Origin of the sequence: Streptomyces sp. NPDC053431, from assembly GCF_044544925.1 — a bacterium.
Classification (GTDB): Bacteria; Actinomycetota; Actinomycetes; order Streptomycetales; family Streptomycetaceae; genus Streptomyces.
Genome location: NZ_JBITXX010000005.1, coordinates 35,746 through 56,222, shown reverse-complemented (window position 1 = coordinate 56,222; position 20,477 = coordinate 35,746). Strand labels below are relative to the sequence as shown.

The following is a 20,477-nucleotide window of genomic DNA, read 5'->3' as shown; positions in this document are numbered from 1 at the left end:
GATCACTCCGGGCGGTCCCCGGACCTCTCGACCGTGAGGGCGACTCCGTCCCGCCGATCGGGCCACGCGCGTTGCCGCCCCCGAGGCCCCCGGCGAGGCTCGTCGTGCAAGCAGTCCCACGATCCCCAGGAGGTACCCATGCGCGTGCGACGCCGGTTCGCCGCCCTCACCCTGACCGCCCTCGTCTCTCTCGGCGGAGCCGGCACGGCCTTCGCCGACCCCGGCCCGGGCGCCGAAGCCGTCGGAGCGGCCGTCGGTTCGCCCGGGGTCGGGTCGGGCAACGTCGTCCAGGTCCCCTTGGACGTACCGATCAACGTCTGCGGCAACACCGTCAACATCGTCGGCCTGCTCAACCCGACCTTCGGCAACCACTGCGTGAACGACTGAGGGCATCGGTCGCTCACCCCTGGGGGTGGAACCGCGCCGTCCACTGGGCGCAGTCCGGCCCGCCGTGCCCCAGCCGCCCGGAGGGTCGCAGAAGGCTGTGATCCCTTTGATCCGACGGACGGAGTGGTCACGCATGCCCCTGTTCCGCATGCCCCAGTTCTCCCCCTGGCGCCGGGCCGGGCGCGCCGGTGCGGTGGGCGCCGCCGGCCTGGCGCTGGTGCTGAGCCTGCCCCTGACGGCGGCGGCCGCCCCCGGTGGGCTCGATCCCGCCTTCGACGGTGACGGCAAGGTCGTCACGGACGTGACCGGCTACGACACCAGCCCGGGCATGGTCGTCCAGCCCGACGGCAAGATCGTCACCATCGGCAGGGCCGCCTTCGACGAGACGTCCACGGACTTCTCGCTCGTCCGCTACAACCCCGACGGCAGCCGGGACACGACCTTCGGCGGCGGGGACGGCGTCGTCACCACCGACTTCGACTTCGGGAACGACGAGGGCACGGCCGTGGCCCTCCAGCCCGACGGCAAGATCGTCGCCGTCGGCGGCACCGCCAACCTCTCCGGCAACGGCGCGTGGCTGGCGGCCCGTTACAACCCCGACGGCAGCCTCGACCCCGGCTTCGGCGGCGACGGCAAGGTCGTCACCGAGATCGACCCCGACGCGATCGAGACCGCCCTGGCCGTCGTGGTGCAGCCCGACGGCAGGATCGTCGCCGGTGGCGAGAGCATCGGGGTGTGGTCGCTGGTGCGCTGGAACCCCGACGGCGCCCTGGACCCGACGTTCGGCGGGGACGGCATCGTCACGACGCCCTTCGGCCCCACGTGCTGTCACGCCGTCAACGACCTGGCGTTGCAGCCCGACGGCAGGATCGTCGCCGCCGGGCGCGCGGCCGGCCTGGCCCTGACCCGCTACAACACCGACGGCAGTCTCGACCTGAGCTTCGACGGCGACGGGCGGGTGACCACCGGCACCGGAGCGGCCGAGGGCGTGGCGCTGCAGTCCGACGGCAGGATCGTGACCGCCGGCAAGGAGGGCAACGGCTTCCTCGTGATGCGGTTCACCGCCGCGGGTGCCCCGGACCCGAGCTTCGACGGGGACGGCCGGGTCACCACCTCCTTCGGTCCCGGGGACGGCGGAGCCGAGGACGTCGCGCTGCAGTCCGACGGCAGGATCGTGACGGCCGGCTGGTACGCCGGCGACTTCGCGCTGGCGCGGTTCGACACGGGCGGCAGCCTCGACCCGGGATTCGACGGCGACGGCCGCGTGACCACCGACTTCGGCGGGCCCGACGACCAGGCCGGTGCGGTGGCACTGCAGTCCGACGGCAAGATCCTCGCCGCCGGAATCGCCGGCCCGGCGGCCGCCACCACCACCGACCGTGCGCTCGCCCGCTACCTCGGCGGGGGCGGCATCGAGCCGCCCGGCGTGGACGTGTCGGTGGCGAAGACCGGGCCGACGACGGCGAGCATCGGCGACACCGTCACGTACACCGTGACCGTACGGAACAACAGCACCACGACCATGGCGACGAGCGTGCAGCTCACGGACACCCTGACGGGCACGGCGACGCTCCTGTCGGCCACCACCACCCGGGGCACCTGCACCGTCACCACCGGCCGGGTCACGTGCGCGATCGGTTCGCTCGGCACCTCCGGCACCACCGGCGCCACCGCCATCGTGACGATCGTCGCCGAGCCCTCGCGCACCGGCACGCTCACCGACACGGCGACCGTCACCGCCGCCCAGTCCGACCCGATGACGAGCAACAACACCGCGACCCGCACCACCACGGTGAACAACAACCGCGGCTGCACCATCATCGGCACCAGCGGCAACGACACCCTCAACGGCGGTTACGCGAACGACGTGATCTGCGCCCTCAGCGGCAACGACACCGTCAACGCGGGCTACGGCAACGACACCGTCCACGCCGGACCGGGCAGCGACCGGGTCGACGGCGGCTACCACAGCGACACGCTCATCGGCGGTCCCGGCAGCGACACGCTCATCGGCAACTACGGCAACGACACGCTCGACACGGTCGACGGGGTCTCCGGCAACGACACCGCGAACGGCGGCTACAACACCGACACCTGCACCACCGACGCGGGCGACACCCGCATCAGCTGCCCGTGACCGCTCCAGCCGGCGCCCAGCCCAGCTCATGAGCCCGCGCGCGGGCGGCCGTCGCCCGCGCCGGGTCGCCCTCGGCGTCCGCGAGGCGGGCGTGGACGAGCCAGTTGTACGTGCTCCGCGGGCGCAGTGCGGTGCGCTCGCTGAGCAGGGCGCGGGCGAGGTCGAGTCGGCCGGAGCCGAGGGCCGCGTCGAGGAGGGTCTTCTGGACGGCGTCGCGCTGGGCGTGGCTGCCGCCGAACTCGTGGAGCCTGCGGCGCAGCGGCCACAGGTGCTCGACGACCGCCGGGTGGTCGCCGCGCGCGTGCGCGATGAGCGCCTCGCAGACCGGCAGGCCGATCTCGGCGGTCATCGCCCGGTTGGTGACCGCGCCGGGGCCGGTGTCGGCGAGCCAGGCGCGTCGGTCGGCGACGAGGCGCTCCGCCTCCGCGACGCGTCCGGCGCCGGCGTACGCCATGACGGCGTGGACGTCGTTGAACGCGTAGAACGGCGGATCCGCGCGCGCCGCCCAGGCGTCGGCGAGTGCCTCCCAACGGGCCGTCAGATCGGCTCCGGAGTGTTCGGAGTGTTCGGCGTCCAGGCGGAGGCGCCACAGCATGGCCGCCCCGTCGAGAAGTTCCATCGCGAGGCCACGCGAGGACTCGTGGTGCAGGGTCGTGTCGTAGACGTGGAGCGCCGTGTCCGTGTCGCCGGCCTCCAGGGCGAACAGCGCGTAGTGCCACCAGTTGTGCACCGTCAGGAAGGTCCCCGCCGCCCAGGCGTCGGTCCGCGCGTCGAGCCAGGCGACGCCGTCGGCGAACCGGCCGCGCATCTCGTACGTGTGGGCCACGGCGTGGATGGCCCAGACGTCGCGCGCGTTCTGCTCGACCGCGGCCGTGCCCGCCTCCGCCGCCTCCGCGTAGTGGCCCGACTCCTCCAGGCCGAAGGCGTACATGCCGAGGACCGGGCCGCGGTGCGGGTCGTCCGGGTCCCATGCGGACAGGGCCCCGCCCACCCGGTCCCGCAGGCGTACCGCGTCACCCGTGAGGAAGTCGAGCTGGTGGCCCACGAAGAGGGCCAGGGCGTCCCGGGGACGGGCGAGGGTCGCCTCCTCCAGGATGCCGCTCGCCCGGTGCAGGTCGCCCGCCAGCAGGGCCTCGGCGGCGGCCGTGTGGAGGCGCTCGCGCGGCGGCAGCGCCGTACGGTCCACGCGCGCGGTGAAGGCCTCGAACCGCTGCCGCGCGGCGGCCGCGTCGGCCGGCTCGGTGCCGAGGACGCCCAGGTAGGCGGCGAGCGCCTGCCCGACGGGCGCGTCGGGATCGGTCGCGAGCAGGTCGTCGACCGCCGGGACCAGTTCGGGGCTGAAGAAGAGCAGCGCCTCCACGGCCCGGTCCAGGTGCGCCGCGCCCTCCTTCGTGGCCTGGTGGAGAACATGGCCGTATCGGTCGGTCACCACGTCCGATCACCCCTCCGATGTCCGCGGACCGGCAGCGCGCCGCGGGGCGGCGCCGGTCCCATGAAGCCAGCCGGAAAGACCGTCGCACAGTCCCCGAAGGAGTGACAGAGGGGATCAGGCGGGCGTGCTCCTGCTGAACCAGCCGCTGAAGGAAGGCCTCTCGGACGGGGCGCCGGCACCGGCGTCGTACCGCGCCGCCTTCGCGAGGGCCCGCTCGGCCTCGGCGCGCCAGCTCGCCAGGTCGGCGCGGGGCGGCGGCAGGTAAGGGCCCCGTTCCGGTGCCTCGGCGGCCGCTCCGAAGAAGTCGCCGCCCTTGCGTTTGACGTCGTCCGTCCCCCAGGGGCGGCCGGAGCCGCGGGCCGGGACCTTCTGGAGGTGCGGGATGTGCTTGGCGCAGTGGATGTACGCCTCCTCGACGGTGATCTCGACCCAGACCACGGGGCGCCGGCCGGGCACCGGGTCGTCGGTGAGCCCCCGGTGGTCGCGGCGCATCACGGTGTCCTCCACGACCCGTGCCCGGCCGTTGACGTGGAGTCCGACGCGGTCGCGGAGGAAGTCGACGAGCAGGACGCCGACGTGCGGGTTCTCCTCGATGTTGCCGAGGCTGGCGTGGACGCCGTTGCCCCGGTACTCGGGGTAGGCGAGGGTCGTGTCGTCGAGGACGTGGAGGAAGCCGGGCGGTCCGGCCCGGAAGGTGTTGTCGCACTCGCCGTACCGGTCGGCGGTCGCCAGGAAGAACATCTCCTGGCGGGCCACGAACTCCCTCATGCGCGGGTTCAGGCGGTCGAGGACCTGCTCGGCGTAGAAGCGGTCGGCGCGCTCGGTGCTGCCGATGCGCTGCTGCACGGCGTGCTCGCCGTCGCCGCCCGGACGGTGGGTGCGCAGGGGCGTCGCCGTCCGCGGTCCGGTCTGTTCAGAAATGCTCACGTCGTTGCCCCGACCAGTTCCTCGATGGAGTCGTGTCGTATGCGGTGGGTGGGGACGCCGATGCCCAGGAGGGTGTCGACGCCGCGCCGGATCATTCCGGGCGGTCCCGACAGGTACACGTCGTACGTGTGCCAGGGGCCGTACTCGCGTACGGCCTCCGGGAGGCCGCCGGCGAGCGGTCCGGCCGGGCCGTCGTCCACGACGGGGCGGACGGACAGCCAGGGGTGCGACTGCTGCAGTCGCAGCATGGTGTGGATGTCGTACAGGTCGTCGTTCCGGCGGGCTCCGTAGAACACGTCGACGACCCGGCGCCGGCCGTGCTGGGCGACGTCCTCGACGAGGGCCTTGATGGGCGCGATGCCGGTGCCGCCGCCGAGGCAGAGCAGTCCGTTGCTGGTCGTGTGGTCGACGGTCATGGAACCGGCGGGCGCGCCGAGACGGATGACGTCGCCGGGGCGGGCGCGGTGGACCAGGGCGTTGGAGACCCAGCCGGCCGGTACCGCCTTGACGTGGAAGGAGAGCAGTCCGTCGGAGCGGGGCGCGGAGGCGAAGGAGTAGTGCCGCCAGACCCGTGGCCACCAGGGCGTCTCGACGGCGGTGTACTGCCCGGCGAGGAAGGGGTACGGCTGGTCGGGCCGGACGGTCACGACGGCGATGTCGGGGGTCCGCAGTTCATGGGCGACCACCTCCGCCTGCCACCAGGCGGGGGCCCGCAGGGCGTCCTCGGTCGCCGCGTCGATCATGATCTGGGAGATCGTCGTGTAGGCGGCGACCCAGGCGGCCTCCGTACGGGGTCCCCAGCTCGCCGGGGCGTACCGGGCCAGGGCGCCGATCAGGGCCTCGCCGACGGCCGGGTAGTGCTCGGGGAGGGTGCCGTACTTGCGGTGGCCGCGGCCGAGGTGCGTCAGGTACGTGGTGAGGGTGACGGGGTCGTCCGCGTGGGTGGCGGCGGTGAGCAGGGCGCCGAAGAGGCGGTCCCGCTGGGTGTCCATCGCGGCGGGGAAGAGCGCCCGCAGGTGGGGGTGGCCGAGGAAGAGCGAGGCGTAGAAGTACGAGGTGACCTCGTCGGCGATCGGCTCGATCTCGGTCAGCGTGCGCCGCACGAGGGCGGTGGGGGACTCCTGGCGGTCCTCGGGGCGGTTCTGGGGGTGGGCCTCGGGGCGGGGCCCAGGGCGGCTCTGTGGGTGCGGCTCGGGGCGGGGCTCGCGGGCCTGGTGGCGGTCCTCCTGGCGGTCCTCCTGGCGGCCCTGCGGGTGGTCCCCCGGCCGGTGCCCCTGGTGGCCGCCCGGTCGGCCTGCCGCGGTCCCGGGCGCGGGCGCGGGGGTCGCCGTCCCGCCCGTGGGGCCGGACCCGAACCAGCCTCCGCCTCCGGTCGCGCGCCCCCCGTTTCGGTCACCGTCGGCCGATGCGGCGATCGGAACTTCCATCGGTCTGCCTCGCCTCGAACGTCTTCGGTCGGTCCTCGACGGCGGGGCCCGAACAGGCTCCGTCTCCCCGCCCCCCGTTCACCCGGAGGAGTGAACGCGGCCGACCATACCCCGGCCCCACGAACCCGCTCCTGCCTGGCGTTTTCCGCCTCTTGGAGACGTAGACGCAGGTCAGAAACGGGTTACTGATGAGTCGGGGTGATTTCGCCGGCTGTTCGAGGCGGGTCCGCGCGCGATTCGCCGACGGAAGACTTACCGGCTACCCGAAATTCCTCCACATTCTCTGAGCGGTCTTCACGAGCCCGCCCGCACCCGCTCAGACGGGCCGGATCCGGCTGCGCAGGAGACAGAACACGTTGCCTTCCGGGTCGGCCAGGACGTGCCAGCTCTCCTCGCCGGTCTGACCGACGTCGGCGGGTCGGGCGCCGAGCGCGAGCAGCCGCTCCAGCTCGGCGTCCTGGTCGCGGTCGGTGGCGCTGACGTCGATGTGCAGGGGGAGCTTCCCGGCGCGCGGATCGCTGCTGGGGCTCAGGACGAGGACGGGCTGCGGGCCGCCGAAGCCGGCGTCGGGCGGCCCGATCGCGATGCTTCCGTCGTCCTCCCGCTCCAGTTCGACGTAACCGAGGACTTCGCTCCAGAACGCCGCCATCCGTTCGGCGTCGGCGCAGTCGAGGACCAACTCGCTGATACGGCATGCCATGTGCGGCAGTGTAGGGGCCGAGAAGCCACGCACCCGAGTGCTCGGGAGCCGACGGACGGCCGGGTCCGCACGGGAGCCGGCGATTGACATCGCGAGCGAGTGAATCGGTGTGATCTTGGTGTTGGCGCCCAAGTGCCGTGCTCCGGCAGGCTGATGACGGAAGCCGCACCGCCGAACGGGCGGCTCCGCGCGAAGCGAGAGGCACCACCCGATGAACACCGTCTTCCCCACCACGAGCGGCCCGGTACGGGGCTTCCGGCCCTCCGGCGACGTCGTCGCCGTTCTGGGTGTGCCTTACGCGGCCCCGCCGTTCGGTGCCAACCGCTTCCGGGAGCCGCTCCCGGCGCCGGCGTGGACGGAGGTACGGGACTGCACGGCGTTCGGCCCCGTCGCCCCTCAGTCGGCGGAACTGCCCGGCGCGCCCGCCTGGTCACCCGGTGACGAGGACGTCCTGACCGTCAACATATGGACGCCGGCCGCGGACGCCGGCGGCCGCCGGCCCGTCCTGGTGTGGGTGCACGGCGGTGCCTACACCTTCGGCTCCTCCGCGCAGCCCGACTTCGACGGCACCGCGCTGGCGGCGGCCGGGCTCGTCGTGGTCACGCTCAACTACCGGGTCGGCTTCGAGGGCTTCGGCCACGTACCGGCCGACGACACCCACGCGTACCCGGACAACCGGGGGCTGCTCGACCAGGTCGCGGCGCTGCGCTGGGTACGGGAGAACATCGCCGCGTTCGGCGGGGACCCCGGCAACGTCACGCTCGCCGGACAGTCCGCCGGGGCCGCCTCGGTGGCCTGCCTGATGGTGATGGAGCCCGCCCGCGGCCTGTTCCACCGCGCCATCGCCCACAGCCCCGCCAGCCCCTTCTACACGCCCGGCATCGCCGCGGCGACCACCCGCGAGATCGCCGCGGCGGCGGGCTGCCCGGCCACGCCCGAGGGCCTGGCGTCGACGCCGCCGCAGGCGCTGGTGGCGGCCTCCGACCAGGTGGTCGAGCGGTACCGGCGGGACCCCCGTTCCGGCTCACGCCACTACGACCCCTCGCTCTACGCCCCGGTCCTCGACGGAGACGTGCTGCCGGCCGACCCGCTCGCGGGGATCGCCGGCGGTGCGGCCCGGGACGTGGACCTGCTGGTCTGTCACACCACGGAGGAGTACTGGCTGCTCGACGCCGTCGGCAGCTGCGCGAAGGTCACCACCGCCGCACGACTGGACGCCTTCGCCGAGGACTTCGGCCTGCCCGAGGGTCTGGTGGCCGGTTATCGCGACGCGCTGCCGGACGCCCCGGTGCTCGACGTCTACCTCGCCGTCTTCGGCGACCTGCTGTTCACGGAGTTCGGCAACCGGCTCGCCGAGGCCCACGCCCGGGCCGGCGGCCGGACGTACCTCTCGCGCTTCGACCGTCGGCGCGCCGCGTCGGACGGCTCCGCGGCCGTACGGGCCTGGCACTGCGCGGACGTCCCCTTCGCCTTCGGCAACGTCGCCGACGACGCCGTGGCCTTCCTCATCGGCGGCGCCCCCACCCCCGAGGACCACGAGCTGTCCCGTCGTATGGTGCGCGCGTGGGCGGACTTCGCCAGGACCGGAGACCCGGGCTGGGCGCCGTTCGACACCGCCGCCCCCCGGGCGAGGACGTGGAGCACCGACGCCCGTCCGGCCGACGACGACGGGAACACCGCCGTCCGTGCCCTGTGGGCCGAGGCCGCGTTCCCGGTGCTGCGGGCCTGACCAGGAGGGGGCGGCCCCGGGACGGGCGGCCTACGGCGTTCGGTGCGCGTTCAGCGGCCGTCCCGCTCGAAGGCCAGGAGCAGGTCCGCCGCGACGCTGACCGCGATCGTGGCGGGCTCCTTGCCGGTGATGTCGGGGAGTCCGATGGGGGTCTTGATCCGGTCGATGGCGGCGGCGTCGTGGCCGCCCTCGTCGGCCAGGCGCTTACGGAAGCGCGCCCACTTGGCGGCCGAGCCGATCAGGCCGATCGAGCCGAGGCCGGGGGTGCGCAGGGCGGCGTCGCACAGGGCGGCGTCCTCCGCGTGGTCGTGCGTCATGATCAGGACGTGGGTGCCGGGTGCGAGCTCCTCGAGCACCTCCTCCGGGAGGAGGGGCGTGTGGTGCACATGGGTCTGCGCCACCGCGTCCTCGAGCACGGCGAGCCGTTCCTCGGTGAGCATCTCGGGGCGCGAGTCGATCAGGTGCAGGTCGATCTCGTGGCGCGCCAGGATGCGGGCCAGTTCGAGGCCGACGTGCCCGATGCCGAAGACGGCCACCGCGGGGACCACCGGCAGCGGTTCCAGCAGCACGGAGACGGCGCCGCCGCAGCACTGCACGCCGTGGCGGCCGGTGACCTTGTCGTTGAGGGCGAACTCCATCAGCTCCGGCTCCGCGGCGGACGTGCCGATCGACTCCCGGGCGCGGTCGATCGCGACGGCCTCGATGTTGCCCCCGCCGATCGAACCCCAGGTCTCGGTCCGTCCCACGACGAGCTTGGCGCCGGCCTTGCGAGGTGCGTGACCGCGCACGGTCGCGACGGTCACCAGCACGCCGGGTTCCCGGCGTGCTCGCAACCGCGCGACCGCGGCGACCCAGGTCATGTCAGGCATGGCTCAGGGCGTTTGCTTCGGCCAGGCCTTCGCTGCCTCGCGCGTCGCTCTCACGGGCCGCCTCGATGGCCCAGTACACCGCCTCCGGCGTCGCCGGGCAGGCGAGATCCACGCTGACGCCCGCGGGCCCGAACGCCGCGGCGGCCTGCCGCAGCGCCTCGCGCACGGAGAACGCGAGCATGAGCGGGGGCTCACCGACGGCCTTGGAGCCGTAGACCGCGCCCTCCTCGGTGGCGTTCTCGAGCAGCGTGACGTTGAACTCCTCCGGCATCTCGGAGAAGCTCGGCAGCTTGTACGTGCTCGCGGCCTGGGTCAGCAGCCGGCCCCGGTTCGGGCCGTCGCTGGTGTCCCAGCGCAGGTCCTCCAGGGTCAGCCAGCCCGCGCCCTGCACGAAGCCGCCCTCGACCTGACCGATGTCGATCATCGGGGAGAGGCTGTCGCCGACGTCGTGCACGATGTCCACGCGGCGGATGCGGTACGCGCCGGTGAAGCCGTCCACCTCCACCTCGGTCGCGGCCGCGCCGTGGGCGAAGTACTTGAACGGCGAGCCGCGGAAGCTCTTCGCGTCCCAGTGCAGGCCCTCGGTCCGGTAGTAGCCGGCGGCCGACAGCTGCACCCGCTGGAAGTACGCGGTGTGCACCAGGTCGTCCCAGGCCAGCTCCTTGTCGCTGCCGAGGACGCGGGCGACGCCCTCGACGATGCGGACGTCCGAGGCGTTCCCGCCGAGCTGGCTGGCGGCCACCTGCAGCAGCCGGTCGCGCAGCTGCTCACAGGCGTTCTTGATCGCTCCGCCGTTGAGGTCCGCGCCGGAACTGGCCGCGGTGGCGGAGGTGTTGGGCACCTTGTCGGTACGCGTCGGGGCCAGCCGCACCTTGTGCAGCGGGATGCCGAGCGTGGTCGCGGCCACCTGCATCATCTTGGTGTGCAGGCCCTGGCCCATCTCGGTGCCGCCGTGGTTGATCAGGACGGAGCCGTCCTTGTAGATCAGGACCAGCGCGCCGCCCTGGTTGAAGGCGGTGAGGTTGAACGAGATGCCGAACTTGATGCCGGTGATCGCGAGCGCCCGCTTGGTGTTCGGGTGCGCGGCGTTGAAGGCGGCGATCTCCCGCTTGCGGTCGGCGATGCCGGCGTTGTTCTGCACCTGCCGCCAGATGGTGGAGATGCGCTCGGCCTGGGTGACCGGCTGACCGTACGGCGTGGTCTGGCCCTGGCCCGGCTGGTAGAAGTTGCGCTCCCGCAGCTCCATCGGGTCGAGGCCGAGCTGCGGCGCGCAGCGGCCGAGGATGTCCTCGATCACCAGCATGCCCTGCGGTCCGCCGAAGCCGCGGAAGGCGGTGTTCGAGACCGTGTTGGTCTTGGCGATGCGGCCGGCGACGCGGGCGTTGGGGATCCAGTACGTGTTATCGATGTGACACAGCGCGCGGGCCAGCACCGGCTCGGACAGGTCGAGGCTCCAGCCGCCGTCGGCGGTCAGGGTGGCGTCGAGGGCCTGGATGCGGCCGTCCGCGTCGAAGCCGATCTTCCACGTGGCGTGGAAGCCGTGGCGCTTGCCGGACATGGTCAGGTCCTGGGTCCGGTTGAACCGGAACCGGACCGGGCGGCCGGTCAGCTTGGCGCCGAGGGCGGCGATGGCCGCGAACCCGTGCGGCTGCATCTCCTTGCCGCCGAAGCCGCCGCCCATCCGCAGGCACTGCACGGTGACCTCGTGGGCGGGCACCCCGAGCACGTGCGAGACGATCTCCTGGGTCTCGGACGGGTGCTGGGTGCTGCTCTGGATGAACACCTGGCCGTTCTCGTCGACCTGGGCCAGCGCCGCGTGGGTCTCGAGGTAGAAGTGCTCCTGGCCGGAGAACTGGAACTCGCCGGTGATCACGTGCGCGGAGTCGGCGAAGCCGGCGTCGATGTCGCCGGTCACCATCAGGGGCCGGGCGCCGTGGAAGCTCTCGGCCTCGATGGCGTCCTGCAGCGTGATCAGGGAGGGCAGTTCCTCGAGCTCGACCTCGACGGCCGCGGCGCCGAGCCGGGCCGCCTCCAGGGTCTCGCCGAGCACCCAGGCCACCGCGTGGCCGTGGAACATGACCTCGTCGGGGAAGAGCGGCTCGTCGTGCTTCATGCCGGCGTCGTTGACGCCGGGCACGTCGGCACCGGTCAGCACCCGGACCACACCGGGCACGGCGAGCGCGGGCTCGGTGCGCAGGGCCGTGATCCGGCCGTGCGCCTTCATGACCTGGACCGGGTAGGCGTGCAGGACGTCCTTGGTGCGGTACACCAGGTCGTCGGTGTAGAGCGCGGTGCCGGTGACGTGCAGGTTGGCGCTCTCGTGCGGCATCGAGACGCCGACTACGGGCTTCTCGGGACGCTCGGACAGATGACTCATGACGACACCGCCTCGGTGGTCTGGGCGTACAGCTTCTTCAGGCTCTGGCCGAGCATCGCGGAGCGGTAGAGGGCACTGGCGCGGTGGTCGTCCATCGGCGTGCCCTCGGAGCGCAGCGCGCGGGCCGCGGCCTCGACGGTCTCCGCCGTCCACGGCTCGCCCTCCAGGGCCGCCTCGGTGGCGAGGGCGCGGATCGGGGTGGCGGCGACGCCGCCCAGGCCGATGCGCGCCTTGCGGACGACGCCGTCCTCGACGTCGAGCGCGAAGGCGACCGCGACGCTGGAGATGTCGTCGAAGCGCCGCTTGGCGATCTTGTGGAAGGCGGTGACCCGCGACAGCGGCAGCGGGATGCGCACGGCGCGGATGAGCTCGTCCGGGCGGCGCACGCTCTGCCGGTAGCCGGTGAAGTACTCCGCCAGCGGGACCACGCGCTCGCCGTCGGCGTCGGCGAGCACCAGCGAGGCCTCCAGCGCGAGCAGCACCGGCGGGCTGTCACCGATCGGGGAGCCGGTACCGAGGTTGCCGCCGAGGGTGGCGCTGTTGCGGATCAGCCGGGAGGCGAACTGCGGGAACAGCTCGGCGAGCAGCGGGACTTCACCGTCGAGGCGGCGCTCGATCTCGGTGAGCGTCATGGCGGCGCCGATCTCGATGTGGTCGGACTCGACGCGCAGCTCCCGCAGTTCGGGCAGCCGGTCGATGGCGACCACGCAACCGGCCCGGCGGGAACGGATGTTCACCTCGACGCCGTAGTCGGTGCTGCCGGAGACCAGGACCGCGTCGGGGCGCTCGCGCAGCACCCGCAGCGCCTCTCCCAGCGTGCCCGGGCGCAGGAACGTGCTGCCGTCCTGGGTGTAGGCGGTGGCGACCGGAGCCGGCGGCTCCTGGTCGCGACGCTGCGCGAAGGGGTCGTCCTCGGCGGGCTCGCCGACGGCGAACGCGGCGTCGCGGATCGGCCGGTAGCCGGTACAGCGACAGAGGTTTCCGCTCAGCGAGTGCAGGTCGAAGCCGTTGGGACCGTGCTCGGGGTCGGCGTGGTCGGCGTCCGCGCCCCCGTGCGCGCAGCGGTCGGGCCGGTAGTACTCCGACGCCATGCTGCAGATGAAGCCCGGGGTGCAGTAACCGCACTGGGAGCCACCGCGGACCGCCATCTCCTCCTGCACCGGGTGCAGCGTGGGGGCGGTGCCGGGCTCGCCGGGGGTGGCGAGGCCCTCGGCGGTGACGATCTCCTGGCCGTCGAGCGCCGCGACCGGGACCAGGCAGGCGTTGACGGCGACCCAGTCGGTGGGCTTGTTCACGCCGGGCCGGGCCACCAGCACCGAACAGGCGCCGCACTCACCCTCGGCACACCCCTCCTTGGTGCCGGTGAGGCCGCGATCGCGCAGGAAGTCGAGCACCGTCGTGTGGGGCGTGGCCGGCGAAATCGGCGCATCTTGCCCATTGACGGTGATCCGCGCCTCTACCATGACATTTCCTCATTTCGGTGCACGGTCGAACTGGTTGTCCTAGTCGCCATGTCAGGCCTTCTGTTTCGGTGCGCAGCTGGAGAACCCGGAGCGCGTGTCGGCAGGCACACAACGACACGCCACGGGCGGTGGCAGAAAGAATCAAAAGAAGCCGGGGCCGCGATCGGCACGCCGGAGGAGCGGCTGCTTCAGCAGCCGTGCGCTACACGACCCGGAACCCAGGCGGTCCGGTGAGCGAGGCGATTCAGGTCGGAGAAGATCGACATCCGACTACGCCTCCTTTCGACAAAACTCACGCGTCGGTGCGCTCGAAAGTACGATGCAGCGGGCTCATCGGTCAAGCACCGTTCCACGACCTGAGCCGGTTCTTCCGCCCTGGTGAAAGGCCTGCGGGACACGTGGGACAGCAGATCCGGAGGGTCCGATTCACCCCGGGAGGTGCTTCCCGGGGGCGGTGCCGCACGGGAGGGGCGCCGGCACCGTCAAGGGCGCCTGCTCCCATGTGCGAGCCGGTCCCTGCCCTCGCGCTGGCATGAGCCAGCGGAGGAGGCGGAAATCACCGCGGAACGACATGCTCCGGTGATCTCGCCTCCCCCGCTCGGGGGATCTTGCGCCCAGGTTCCGTCAGGAGCGGATGCGCGCCTCCAGGCGACCGTCGACGATCCGCGTCTCGAAGACCGGCTGGGGCGCGGTGGCCGGGCCGGTCACGTTCCAGCCGTCGTCCAGCCGGAAGGCGCTGCCGTGCCAGGGGCAGACCAGGCAGCCGTCGACGACCTCGCCGTCGGCCAGCGGCCCCGCCATGTGGCTGCACCGCTCGGCGAGCACCCGGGCCGTGCCGTCGTCCAGGCGGACGGCGACCACCGGCACCTCGCCGACATGCGCGCGCCGCGGCCGCCCGGGCGGCAGATCGGCCAGGGCCGCGACCGCGCGCCAGTCCGACGGGGCGAGGGCGGGGACCTGCTCGGCGTGATTGGCACCGGAGGCCTGCCGGTAGGCGAGGTGGCCGCCGATGGCCCCGCCGACCGCGATCACGGTGAGGCCGCCGAAGCCCCAGAGCCGGCCACGCCAGTGCCGGCCGCGGCACCGGGCCGTGAGGGACACCGCGTAACAGGCCACACCGGTGATGTTGGCGGCGGCGTGCACGAGTCCGACGCGGAGCTGCGGGCGCCGCAGTTCCGCCCAGTCGACCCAGCCCGCCACCGCGGCCGGCCCGGCCCCGGCGAGCCCCGCGCCGACGAGCAGCCGCGCCGCGCGCTGCCCGCCGGGTACGAGGTCCAGCACGGCGGCCGACAGCCACGCGCCGATCGGGAACTGCACGAGCAGGGGGTGCACGGGATGGCCGAGCCACCGGCCGTGCAGCGCGTCACGCGCCGCGCCGAGGGGCAGCCGCCGTACGGTTCCGCGCAGCACGTTGGCGACGCCGTCGAGCCGCGTGGAGTTCTCCAGCCGGTCCATCGCCCTCAGCACGCGGCCGGGTCCCTCGTCCGAGGGCAGTGCCGAGCGCAGGGCGCGCGCGAAGCTGTTCATGCCGCGCGTGTAACCCGGCGAGGAGCGTCGAAACGGCCCGACGGCGTCGGGTCGCGATCCGCCCGCCCGCGGGCACGGAGCCCCTGGCGGCGCCCGCGGACCGGCGAACGTGTTTCGCCCCCGGGGCACCGGGCCAGACGCGAGAACGAGCACAGAGCACATCGCGCGAACACGAAGGAGATGTCATGAGCGGCATGACGACCGGCAGCCGGCACGACGCGGTCGAGTCCGAGGACGACATCCTGGTCCAGCTCCTGCAGCAGCACGAACAGATCCGGCAGCTGTTCGCCGAGACCATGGACTCCGAAGGGGAGGCCAAGCAGCAGTGCTTCGACGAGCTGCGCGGCCTCCTCGCCGTGCACGAGACCGCCGAGGAGATGATCCTGCGGCCCGTCGCCAAGCGGATCGCGGGCAAGGACGAGGCCGAGGCGCGGAACGAGGAGGAGGCGCAGGCGAACAAGGCACTCGCCGAGCTGGAACGCCTTGACGTGCACAGCGCAGAGTTCGACCGGAAGCTTGCGGAGTTCCAGCGGGACGTCGAGCACCACGCGCAGCACGAGGAGCGGGAGGAGTTCCCGCAGATCCGGGCCCAGTGCGACATCGAGGACCGCCGGTCGATGGGCCGCAGGCTGCGCGCCGCCGAGCGGATGGCGCCGACCCACCCGCACCCCCGGACCGCCGGTTCGCCGATGGCGCAGTGGACCGTGGGTCCGTTCGCCGCGCTCCTGGACCGCGCCAAGGACGCCATGCGCGGCTGAGGCCGACGACGACGGCGGCGACTCCCGTACGGGCTGCGGCACGCAGCCCGTACGGGAGTCGTGGGCGTCCGGGAGCGGGGAGGGCGCCGCACCCGGAAGCCGCGGCGTCGCCCGGGAGTCGCGGCGTCTTCGACCGGCGGGCGCGGCAGTACCGCCAGCGCCGGTGCGCGACCCGGCTAGCGGGTCGCCAGGACGATCGCGTAGACCGCGAAGAACGCGGCGCAGACGAGGACGACGAGCGCCACCGCCAGCACCGGTCCGGTCGCCCAGCCCCGCTTCGGCGGGCGGTACGGCCCGGTTCCGGTGCTCGTGCCCGCCTCGGCGGGTGGCGTCTCGCCCGGGGGCACGCCGCCGCCCGGTTCGAGGCCCGACGCGCTGCGGGGGTCGGGGTCGGGGTTGCTCGGGGTGGTCATGAGAGTCACCTCCTGCACGGCCGGTCGGCCGCCTGACGGGCGCCTACCCCGACGGACCTCCGGCATCCGGTCGGCGGGGCCACCGGCGGGTGCCGGTGGCCCGGTGGGAGCGCGGGGCGGTGTCACGTGTCGTTCGGGCGCTTCTTCTGCTGGTCGGGAGGGACACCGCCGCCCTCACCGCCGCCGCGCTCGCCCTTGTCGGTGCCGTGCGGCTTGCCGCGGCCCCGGCGCGTCTCCCGTGACTCGGCCGCCTTCAGCGACGCCATGTCCTGCGGCGTCGCGGCGCCCTTGCCGCTGCGTCGCTGCTCGGGTTGCTGAGGGTTGCTCATGGTGGCCTCCTGCCTTGCTACGGCGATTCGGCAGGCGTGTGACCGGTACGGCGGGTTTCATTCGCCCGTCACCGGCCCGGGTGGGTCCCCTCGCGAACGGTCCATCGGGGCGGTCCACCGGGGTGGCCGTCGACCGTTTCGCCTTTCTCACGACGGGCACGCGCCGAAGTCAGAGGGCCGTCACAGTCAAGGGGGCCGCGCCATGTCCACAGGAACACTTCTGGCCATCATCATTCCGGTCGCGGTAGTGATCCTTCTGATCGCAGTCGCGATCGTCCTCGACCGGCGCCGCCGGCGTCGGCTGCAAGAGCGTTTCGGGGACGAGTACGACCGCACGGTCGACGAGGCGGGCAGCCGGCGGGCGGCCGAGCGCGACCTCGGCGAGCGCGAGAAGCGGCACGAGTCCCTCGACATACGGCCGCTCGACCCCGGCCTGCGGGATCGCTACGCCCGCGAGTGGCGCGGCGTCCAGGAGCAGTTCGTCGACCGCCCGGAGTCGGCCGTCCACGACGCGGACCGGCTGGTGACCGCCCTGATGCGAGAGCGCGGCTATCCGACGGACGACTTCGAGCAGCGGGCCCGGGACCTGTCCGTCGAGCACGGCCGCACCCTGGAGCACTACCGCGCGGCGCACGAGGTCGACCGGCTGAGCTCCGACCACCGGGCCACCACCGAGCAGCTGCGCGGGGCGATGATCCATTACCGGGTCCTCTTCGACGAACTGCTCACCGACGGAAACCAGTCCGGCTCCGGCCGGTCCTGAGAGGCGACTCCGCCATGCGCGACAAAGAGACACCCGCACCGACCGGCACCGGCCTGTCGACCGACGACATCGCCCGATCCTCCGAGCGCGAGACGCGCGACACCGACCGTGAGGCCGACACCGGCCGCGACACCGGGCGCGACACCGGCCTGGGGGCCGACCGCGAGACCGACTTCGGGTCCGAGCGCGGGACCGACCGCGAGGGCGGCACCGAGGTGGGCCGCGAGCAGGAGGCCGGCACCGACACGACGACGCCCATCTACCCCGGTCAGGCCTTCGAGGTCGGCAGCACCGACCGCGACACCGACACGCCCGCCGCTCCGCCCGCGGACGCGGACCGGGACACCGGAGTCGGGGGCGCCGGAGCCAGGGGCGCCGGAGCCGGGGACACCGGTGCCGGTGGCGCCGGGACCGGCGGCATCGGTACGCGGGGCGTGACCGAAACCGGTGGCGCCGGCGCGGGCGCCGACGGCGGCGGCGAGCGCCGCTCGGCCGACGACGAGGCGCCTCGGCTGATGGATCCCGGGGACGAGGAGAGCTTCCGGACGCGCTGGCACGAGCTGCAGAGCCTGTTCGTCGACGACCCCCGGCAGGCCGTGCACGAGGCCGACGCCCTCGTCGCGGACGTGATGCAGAGACTGGCCGCCACCTTCGCCGACCACCGCAAGAGCCTCGAAGGCCAGTGGCGGCAGGGCGAGGACGTCGACACCGAGAGTCTGCGCATGGCCCTGCGCCGGTACCGCTCCTTCTTCCACCGGCTGCTCAGCACCGGCCTGGACTCGGCGCCGGCCGAGTCCGGCGGGCGGGCTCCCTCCAACGAGTGAAGGCCGCGCCGCACGCGGCCCCGCGTCCCTTGCCCGGCGCCCCGCCCGGGCAAGGTGGGCGCATGTCGATGTCCCTGCGTGCGGCCGGCGCGCTGCTCCTCGCCGGCCTCCTGTGCGGGTGCGGCGCGTCAGCGGCCCGCGAGGACGGCGCCTCCGACGCCGGCAGCCGGTTCGCGGCGGCGCTGGCCGCCGGGGACTACCGCACCGGTTGTGAGCTGCTGGCCCCCGAGACCCGGGACGAGGTCGAGGAGGACGCGAAGGGCCCCTGCGCCCCGGCCCTGCGCGACCTCGATCTGCCCCGGGCCGGCGCGGCGCGGGGCGTCGAGGTGTACGGCCGCGAGGCGCTGCTGCGGATGGCGGGCGACACGCTGTTCCTGTCGCAGTTCGACAGCGGGTGGCTGGTCACCGCGGCGGGCTGCGCCCCGCAGGCGGAGGACGAGCCGTACCGCTGCTCACTGAAGGGAGGGTGACGGGATGAGAGCCGTGTTCATCGGCAGCGTCCTCACGATCCTGGCCGGTCTCGCCTACTTCACCGCGATCGGGGCGATGCACCGGTGAGCGGCGAGCGCGCGGGCCGCACCGAGCGCATGGGCTTCTGGCGTTCCAACAGCCTCACCCTGGCCTTCGGCGCCGCGTTCCTCGTCGTCCTGGGCGCCCAGGCCGTCGCCGGCCTGGCGGAGTTCAACGAGCAGTCGACCGTGGCGGGACTCCAGCAGATCGGGCTGGGCGACTACCTGATGTCCGCGGACTTCGCCGTGGACGTCACCGAGAACTGGCAGTCCGAGTTCCTCCAGTTCTTCCTCTACGTGTTCGGCACCGTCTACCTCGTCCAGCGGGGGTCGCCGGAGTCGAAGCCCCTCGACGACGTGGGCCCGGAGAGCGAGCAGCGACAGCGGATGGGGCACCACGCCGGGTCCGACTCTCCGCGCTGGGCCGGCACCAGGGACTGGCGACAGGGCCTCTACGCCCATTCGCTGGGCCTGGTGATGGCGCTGTTCTTCTTCCTGTCGTGGTTCGCCCAGTCGGTCGCCGGCGTCTCCGCGTACAACGGGGAGCGGCTCCGGCAGCTCCAGGCGCCGATCGACTGGAGCAGCTACCTCGCCTCCTCCGACTTCTGGAACCGCTCGCTGCAGAACTGGCAGTCGGAGCTGCTCGCCGTGTCGGCGATGGCCATCCTCTCCGTCTATCTGCGCCAGCGCGGCTCCCCGGAGTCCAAGCCGGTCGGCTCCCCGCACTCCGCGACCGGTGTGGAGGGCTGAGCGCCGCCCCCCGCACGGTGGCGGTCCGTGGGGCCGCTCAGGGCCAGGACACCTCGCGCCGCGGTACGACGACCAGCTCGGCCGCGGCGCTGCCGGCCGGCACCGACAGGGCGTACATCACGGCGTCGGCGACGACCTCCGGGCTCTGCAGCAGCGCGGTGTCCGTGTCCGGGAAGCGCTCCATGATGAACGGCGTCTCCATGCCGCCCGCGACGACGCCGGTGACGCCGATCCCGGGGCAGTCCCGGCGCGCCTCCTGGAAGAGGGTGTGGGTGAAGGCCCGCAGCCCGGTCTTCGCCGCCGCGTAGGGGCCGGCCTCGGTCCAGGTGCGGAGGGCCGCGGTCGACAGGATGTTCACGATGTGCCCGCCGCCCCGGTCGGCCATCCGGCGGAAGGCCTCGCGGCACAGGTACATCGGTCCGAGCAGGTCGGTGGTGATCACCCGGGTGATCTCCTCGGCGGTGAGCTCGACGACGGACTTCGTGACGTCGACGGCGGCGCAGTTCACCAGGATGTCCACGGCGTCGCCCGCCGCGTCCAGGTCCCCGAACAGTTCACCGACCGCCTCGGCGTCCCGCACGTCGAGACCGACCGGGCGGGCCCGCAGCCCCTCGGCCAGCAGGCTCTCGCACAGCTCCTTCGCCTGCTCCTGGCGCACGTCGGCCACCAGGACGGCGGCGCCGGACCTGGCCAGCCGGCGCACGATCGCCGCGCCGAGGCCGCGTGCGCCACCGGTGACCAGGGCCTGCCGGCCGGTCGTCGTGATCTCCACTCCGCTGTTCATCGTCGCCACTTCTCCTTCGGTCGTGTGAGCAAGCCCACGTGAAGTCCAATCCGCTGTCTTACGGGGCGGGTTGGGGGTTTGGTGGGGGTGCGTGGGCCGGGGGGTGGCGCCGGCCACAGTGCCGCTCCGGAAGCGTCTGCCACGATGGCCCGCGGCCCCTCCCCCGGGCCCCCTGCTCCCCCCACCCCCTCCCCCACATCTCCCTGTGCCTTCCTTCCCCGTGCCCCGGTTCCCGTTCCGCTCCAGGCCCCGGTCCTCGGCCGCCACCTCGGCGCTCCGGACCCCCGCCCCGGACCAGGTCTCCTCCCCGTCCGCCGACTCCCCGGCCGCCTCCGCATCCGCCTCCCCGGCCGCATCCGCCTCCCCGGCCGC

General features: G+C 73.3%; 19 protein-coding genes. 8 read left to right on the top strand and 11 right to left on the bottom strand.

Annotation, left to right across the window (positions count from 1 at the left end):
* The first annotated feature begins 138 nt into the window (after positions 1-138).
* Positions 139-387, top strand: coding sequence for a chaplin (locus tag ACIGXE_RS14980; protein WP_399747246.1), 249 nt, complete (start codon positions 139-141; stop codon positions 385-387).
* A 133-nt stretch (positions 388-520) separates the two neighbouring features.
* Positions 521-2,524, top strand: coding sequence for a calcium-binding protein (locus ACIGXE_RS14975; protein WP_399747245.1), 2,004 nt, complete (start codon positions 521-523; stop codon positions 2,522-2,524).
* On the opposite strand, the gene ACIGXE_RS14970 is transcribed toward ACIGXE_RS14975, so the two are convergent.
* The 4 genes from ACIGXE_RS14970 to ACIGXE_RS14955 form a co-directional block, all read right to left on the bottom strand.
* Positions 2,511-3,956 (bottom strand): tetratricopeptide repeat protein, encoded by a 1,446-nt coding sequence (locus ACIGXE_RS14970; RefSeq protein WP_399747243.1) that lies wholly within the window; start codon positions 3,954-3,956, stop codon positions 2,511-2,513. The genes ACIGXE_RS14975 and ACIGXE_RS14970 overlap by 14 nt on opposite strands.
* Before the next feature lie 114 nt (positions 3,957-4,070).
* Entirely contained in the window at positions 4,071-4,883 is an 813-nt protein-coding gene (locus ACIGXE_RS14965; RefSeq protein ID WP_399747241.1) for a pyridoxamine 5'-phosphate oxidase family protein, read from the bottom strand.
* Entirely contained in the window at positions 4,880-6,310 is a 1,431-nt protein-coding gene (locus ACIGXE_RS14960) for a globin domain-containing protein (RefSeq protein WP_399747239.1), read from the bottom strand. Before ACIGXE_RS14960 ends, ACIGXE_RS14965 begins: the two co-directional genes overlap by 4 nt.
* Positions 6,311-6,626: 316 nt before the next feature.
* Positions 6,627-7,010 carry a VOC family protein gene (locus ACIGXE_RS14955; RefSeq protein WP_399747237.1) on the bottom strand — a complete coding sequence of 128 codons (384 nt, stop codon included), beginning with the start codon at positions 7,008-7,010 and terminating at the stop codon, positions 6,627-6,629.
* A gap of 211 nt (positions 7,011-7,221) precedes the next feature.
* On the opposite strand from ACIGXE_RS14955, the gene ACIGXE_RS14950 reads away from it, so the two are divergent.
* Complete coding sequence (locus ACIGXE_RS14950) at positions 7,222-8,739, top strand: carboxylesterase/lipase family protein (RefSeq protein ID WP_399747235.1); 1,518 nt, start codon at positions 7,222-7,224, stop codon at positions 8,737-8,739.
* Between the two features lie 50 nt (positions 8,740-8,789).
* Here ACIGXE_RS14950 and xdhC read toward each other — a convergent pair whose 3' ends face one another.
* The 4 genes from xdhC to ACIGXE_RS14930 all read right to left on the bottom strand — a co-directional run bounded on the left by xdhC (position 8,790) and on the right by ACIGXE_RS14930 (position 14,975).
* A complete protein-coding gene (gene xdhC, locus ACIGXE_RS14945) occupies positions 8,790-9,599 on the bottom strand; it encodes a xanthine dehydrogenase accessory protein XdhC (RefSeq protein ID WP_399747832.1) in 810 nt (269 codons plus the stop codon).
* 1 nt (position 9,600) lies between these two features.
* Positions 9,601-11,985 carry a xanthine dehydrogenase molybdopterin binding subunit gene (gene xdhB, locus ACIGXE_RS14940; protein WP_399747234.1) on the bottom strand — a complete coding sequence of 795 codons (2,385 nt, stop codon included), beginning with the start codon at positions 11,983-11,985 and terminating at the stop codon, positions 9,601-9,603.
* On the bottom strand, positions 11,982-13,448 hold the full coding sequence (locus tag ACIGXE_RS14935) for a xanthine dehydrogenase small subunit (RefSeq protein WP_399747232.1): 1,467 nt from the start codon (positions 13,446-13,448) through the stop codon (positions 11,982-11,984). Before ACIGXE_RS14935 ends, xdhB begins: the two co-directional genes overlap by 4 nt.
* Positions 13,449-14,072: 624 nt before the next feature.
* Positions 14,073-14,975, bottom strand: coding sequence for a Rieske 2Fe-2S domain-containing protein (locus ACIGXE_RS14930; protein ID WP_399747230.1), 903 nt, complete (start codon positions 14,973-14,975; stop codon positions 14,073-14,075).
* A gap of 185 nt (positions 14,976-15,160) precedes the next feature.
* Here ACIGXE_RS14930 and ACIGXE_RS14925 point away from each other — a divergent pair, with 185 nt between their 5' ends.
* On the top strand, positions 15,161-15,733 hold the full coding sequence (locus ACIGXE_RS14925) for a hemerythrin domain-containing protein (protein WP_399747228.1): 573 nt from the start codon (positions 15,161-15,163) through the stop codon (positions 15,731-15,733).
* Between the two features lie 176 nt (positions 15,734-15,909).
* On the opposite strand, the gene ACIGXE_RS14920 is transcribed toward ACIGXE_RS14925, so the two are convergent.
* Both ACIGXE_RS14920 and ACIGXE_RS14915 read right to left on the bottom strand, forming a co-directional pair.
* The gene (locus ACIGXE_RS14920; RefSeq protein ID WP_399747226.1) at positions 15,910-16,146 is read right to left on the bottom strand and encodes a DUF6480 family protein; all 237 of its coding nucleotides are present in this window, start codon (positions 16,144-16,146) and stop codon (positions 15,910-15,912) included.
* Positions 16,147-16,268: 122 nt separating this feature from the next.
* Positions 16,269-16,475 carry a hypothetical protein gene (locus ACIGXE_RS14915; RefSeq protein ID WP_399747224.1) on the bottom strand — a complete coding sequence of 69 codons (207 nt, stop codon included), beginning with the start codon at positions 16,473-16,475 and terminating at the stop codon, positions 16,269-16,271.
* Between the two features lie 202 nt (positions 16,476-16,677).
* Between ACIGXE_RS14915 and ACIGXE_RS14910 the strand changes: the two genes are divergently transcribed.
* The 4 genes from ACIGXE_RS14910 (at position 16,678) to ACIGXE_RS14895 (ending at position 19,321) form a co-directional block, all read left to right on the top strand.
* Entirely contained in the window at positions 16,678-17,238 is a 561-nt protein-coding gene (locus tag ACIGXE_RS14910; RefSeq protein WP_399747222.1) for a hypothetical protein, read from the top strand.
* A gap of 14 nt (positions 17,239-17,252) precedes the next feature.
* Positions 17,253-18,062, top strand: coding sequence for a hypothetical protein (locus ACIGXE_RS14905; RefSeq protein ID WP_399747220.1), 810 nt, complete (start codon positions 17,253-17,255; stop codon positions 18,060-18,062).
* Positions 18,063-18,124: 62 nt separating this feature from the next.
* On the top strand, positions 18,125-18,532 hold the full coding sequence (locus tag ACIGXE_RS14900; protein WP_399747218.1) for a hypothetical protein: 408 nt from the start codon (positions 18,125-18,127) through the stop codon (positions 18,530-18,532).
* Between the two features lie 117 nt (positions 18,533-18,649).
* Positions 18,650-19,321 (top strand): DUF6766 family protein, encoded by a 672-nt coding sequence (locus tag ACIGXE_RS14895; protein ID WP_399747830.1) that lies wholly within the window; start codon positions 18,650-18,652, stop codon positions 19,319-19,321.
* A gap of 37 nt (positions 19,322-19,358) precedes the next feature.
* Here the strand turns inward: ACIGXE_RS14895 and ACIGXE_RS14890 are convergent, their stop codons facing one another.
* The gene (locus ACIGXE_RS14890) at positions 19,359-20,105 is read right to left on the bottom strand and encodes an SDR family oxidoreductase (RefSeq protein WP_399747216.1); all 747 of its coding nucleotides are present in this window, start codon (positions 20,103-20,105) and stop codon (positions 19,359-19,361) included.
* Positions 20,106-20,477 lie beyond the last annotated feature (372 nt).

What these genes read in the sequence shown, in the direction of transcription:
- ACIGXE_RS14895 (WP_399747830.1), top strand. Translation starts at nt 18,650, where the DNA reads ATGGGCTTCTGGCGTTCCAACAGCCTCACCCTGGCCTTCGGCGCCGCG.
- ACIGXE_RS14915 (WP_399747224.1), bottom strand. Translation starts at nt 16,475, where the DNA reads ATGAGCAACCCTCAGCAACCCGAGCAGCGACGCAGCGGCAAGGGCGCC.
- ACIGXE_RS14900 (WP_399747218.1), top strand. Translation starts at nt 18,125, where the DNA reads ATGTCGATGTCCCTGCGTGCGGCCGGCGCGCTGCTCCTCGCCGGCCTC.
- ACIGXE_RS14920 (WP_399747226.1), bottom strand. Translation starts at nt 16,146, where the DNA reads ATGACCACCCCGAGCAACCCCGACCCCGACCCCCGCAGCGCGTCGGGC.
- ACIGXE_RS14910 (WP_399747222.1), top strand. Translation starts at nt 16,678, where the DNA reads ATGTCCACAGGAACACTTCTGGCCATCATCATTCCGGTCGCGGTAGTG.
- xdhB (WP_399747234.1), bottom strand. Translation starts at nt 11,985, where the DNA reads ATGAGTCATCTGTCCGAGCGTCCCGAGAAGCCCGTAGTCGGCGTCTCG.
- ACIGXE_RS14935 (WP_399747232.1), bottom strand. Translation starts at nt 13,448, where the DNA reads ATGGTAGAGGCGCGGATCACCGTCAATGGGCAAGATGCGCCGATTTCG.
- ACIGXE_RS14955 (WP_399747237.1), bottom strand. Translation starts at nt 7,010, where the DNA reads ATGGCATGCCGTATCAGCGAGTTGGTCCTCGACTGCGCCGACGCCGAA.
- ACIGXE_RS14950 (WP_399747235.1), top strand. Translation starts at nt 7,222, where the DNA reads ATGAACACCGTCTTCCCCACCACGAGCGGCCCGGTACGGGGCTTCCGG.
- xdhC (WP_399747832.1), bottom strand. Translation starts at nt 9,599, where the DNA reads ATGACCTGGGTCGCCGCGGTCGCGCGGTTGCGAGCACGCCGGGAACCC.
- ACIGXE_RS14890 (WP_399747216.1), bottom strand. Translation starts at nt 20,105, where the DNA reads ATGAACAGCGGAGTGGAGATCACGACGACCGGCCGGCAGGCCCTGGTC.
- ACIGXE_RS14975 (WP_399747245.1), top strand. Translation starts at nt 521, where the DNA reads ATGCCCCTGTTCCGCATGCCCCAGTTCTCCCCCTGGCGCCGGGCCGGG.
- ACIGXE_RS14960 (WP_399747239.1), bottom strand. Translation starts at nt 6,310, where the DNA reads ATGGAAGTTCCGATCGCCGCATCGGCCGACGGTGACCGAAACGGGGGG.
- ACIGXE_RS14905 (WP_399747220.1), top strand. Translation starts at nt 17,253, where the DNA reads ATGCGCGACAAAGAGACACCCGCACCGACCGGCACCGGCCTGTCGACC.
- ACIGXE_RS14980 (WP_399747246.1), top strand. Translation starts at nt 139, where the DNA reads ATGCGCGTGCGACGCCGGTTCGCCGCCCTCACCCTGACCGCCCTCGTC.
- ACIGXE_RS14930 (WP_399747230.1), bottom strand. Translation starts at nt 14,975, where the DNA reads ATGAACAGCTTCGCGCGCGCCCTGCGCTCGGCACTGCCCTCGGACGAG.
- ACIGXE_RS14925 (WP_399747228.1), top strand. Translation starts at nt 15,161, where the DNA reads ATGAGCGGCATGACGACCGGCAGCCGGCACGACGCGGTCGAGTCCGAG.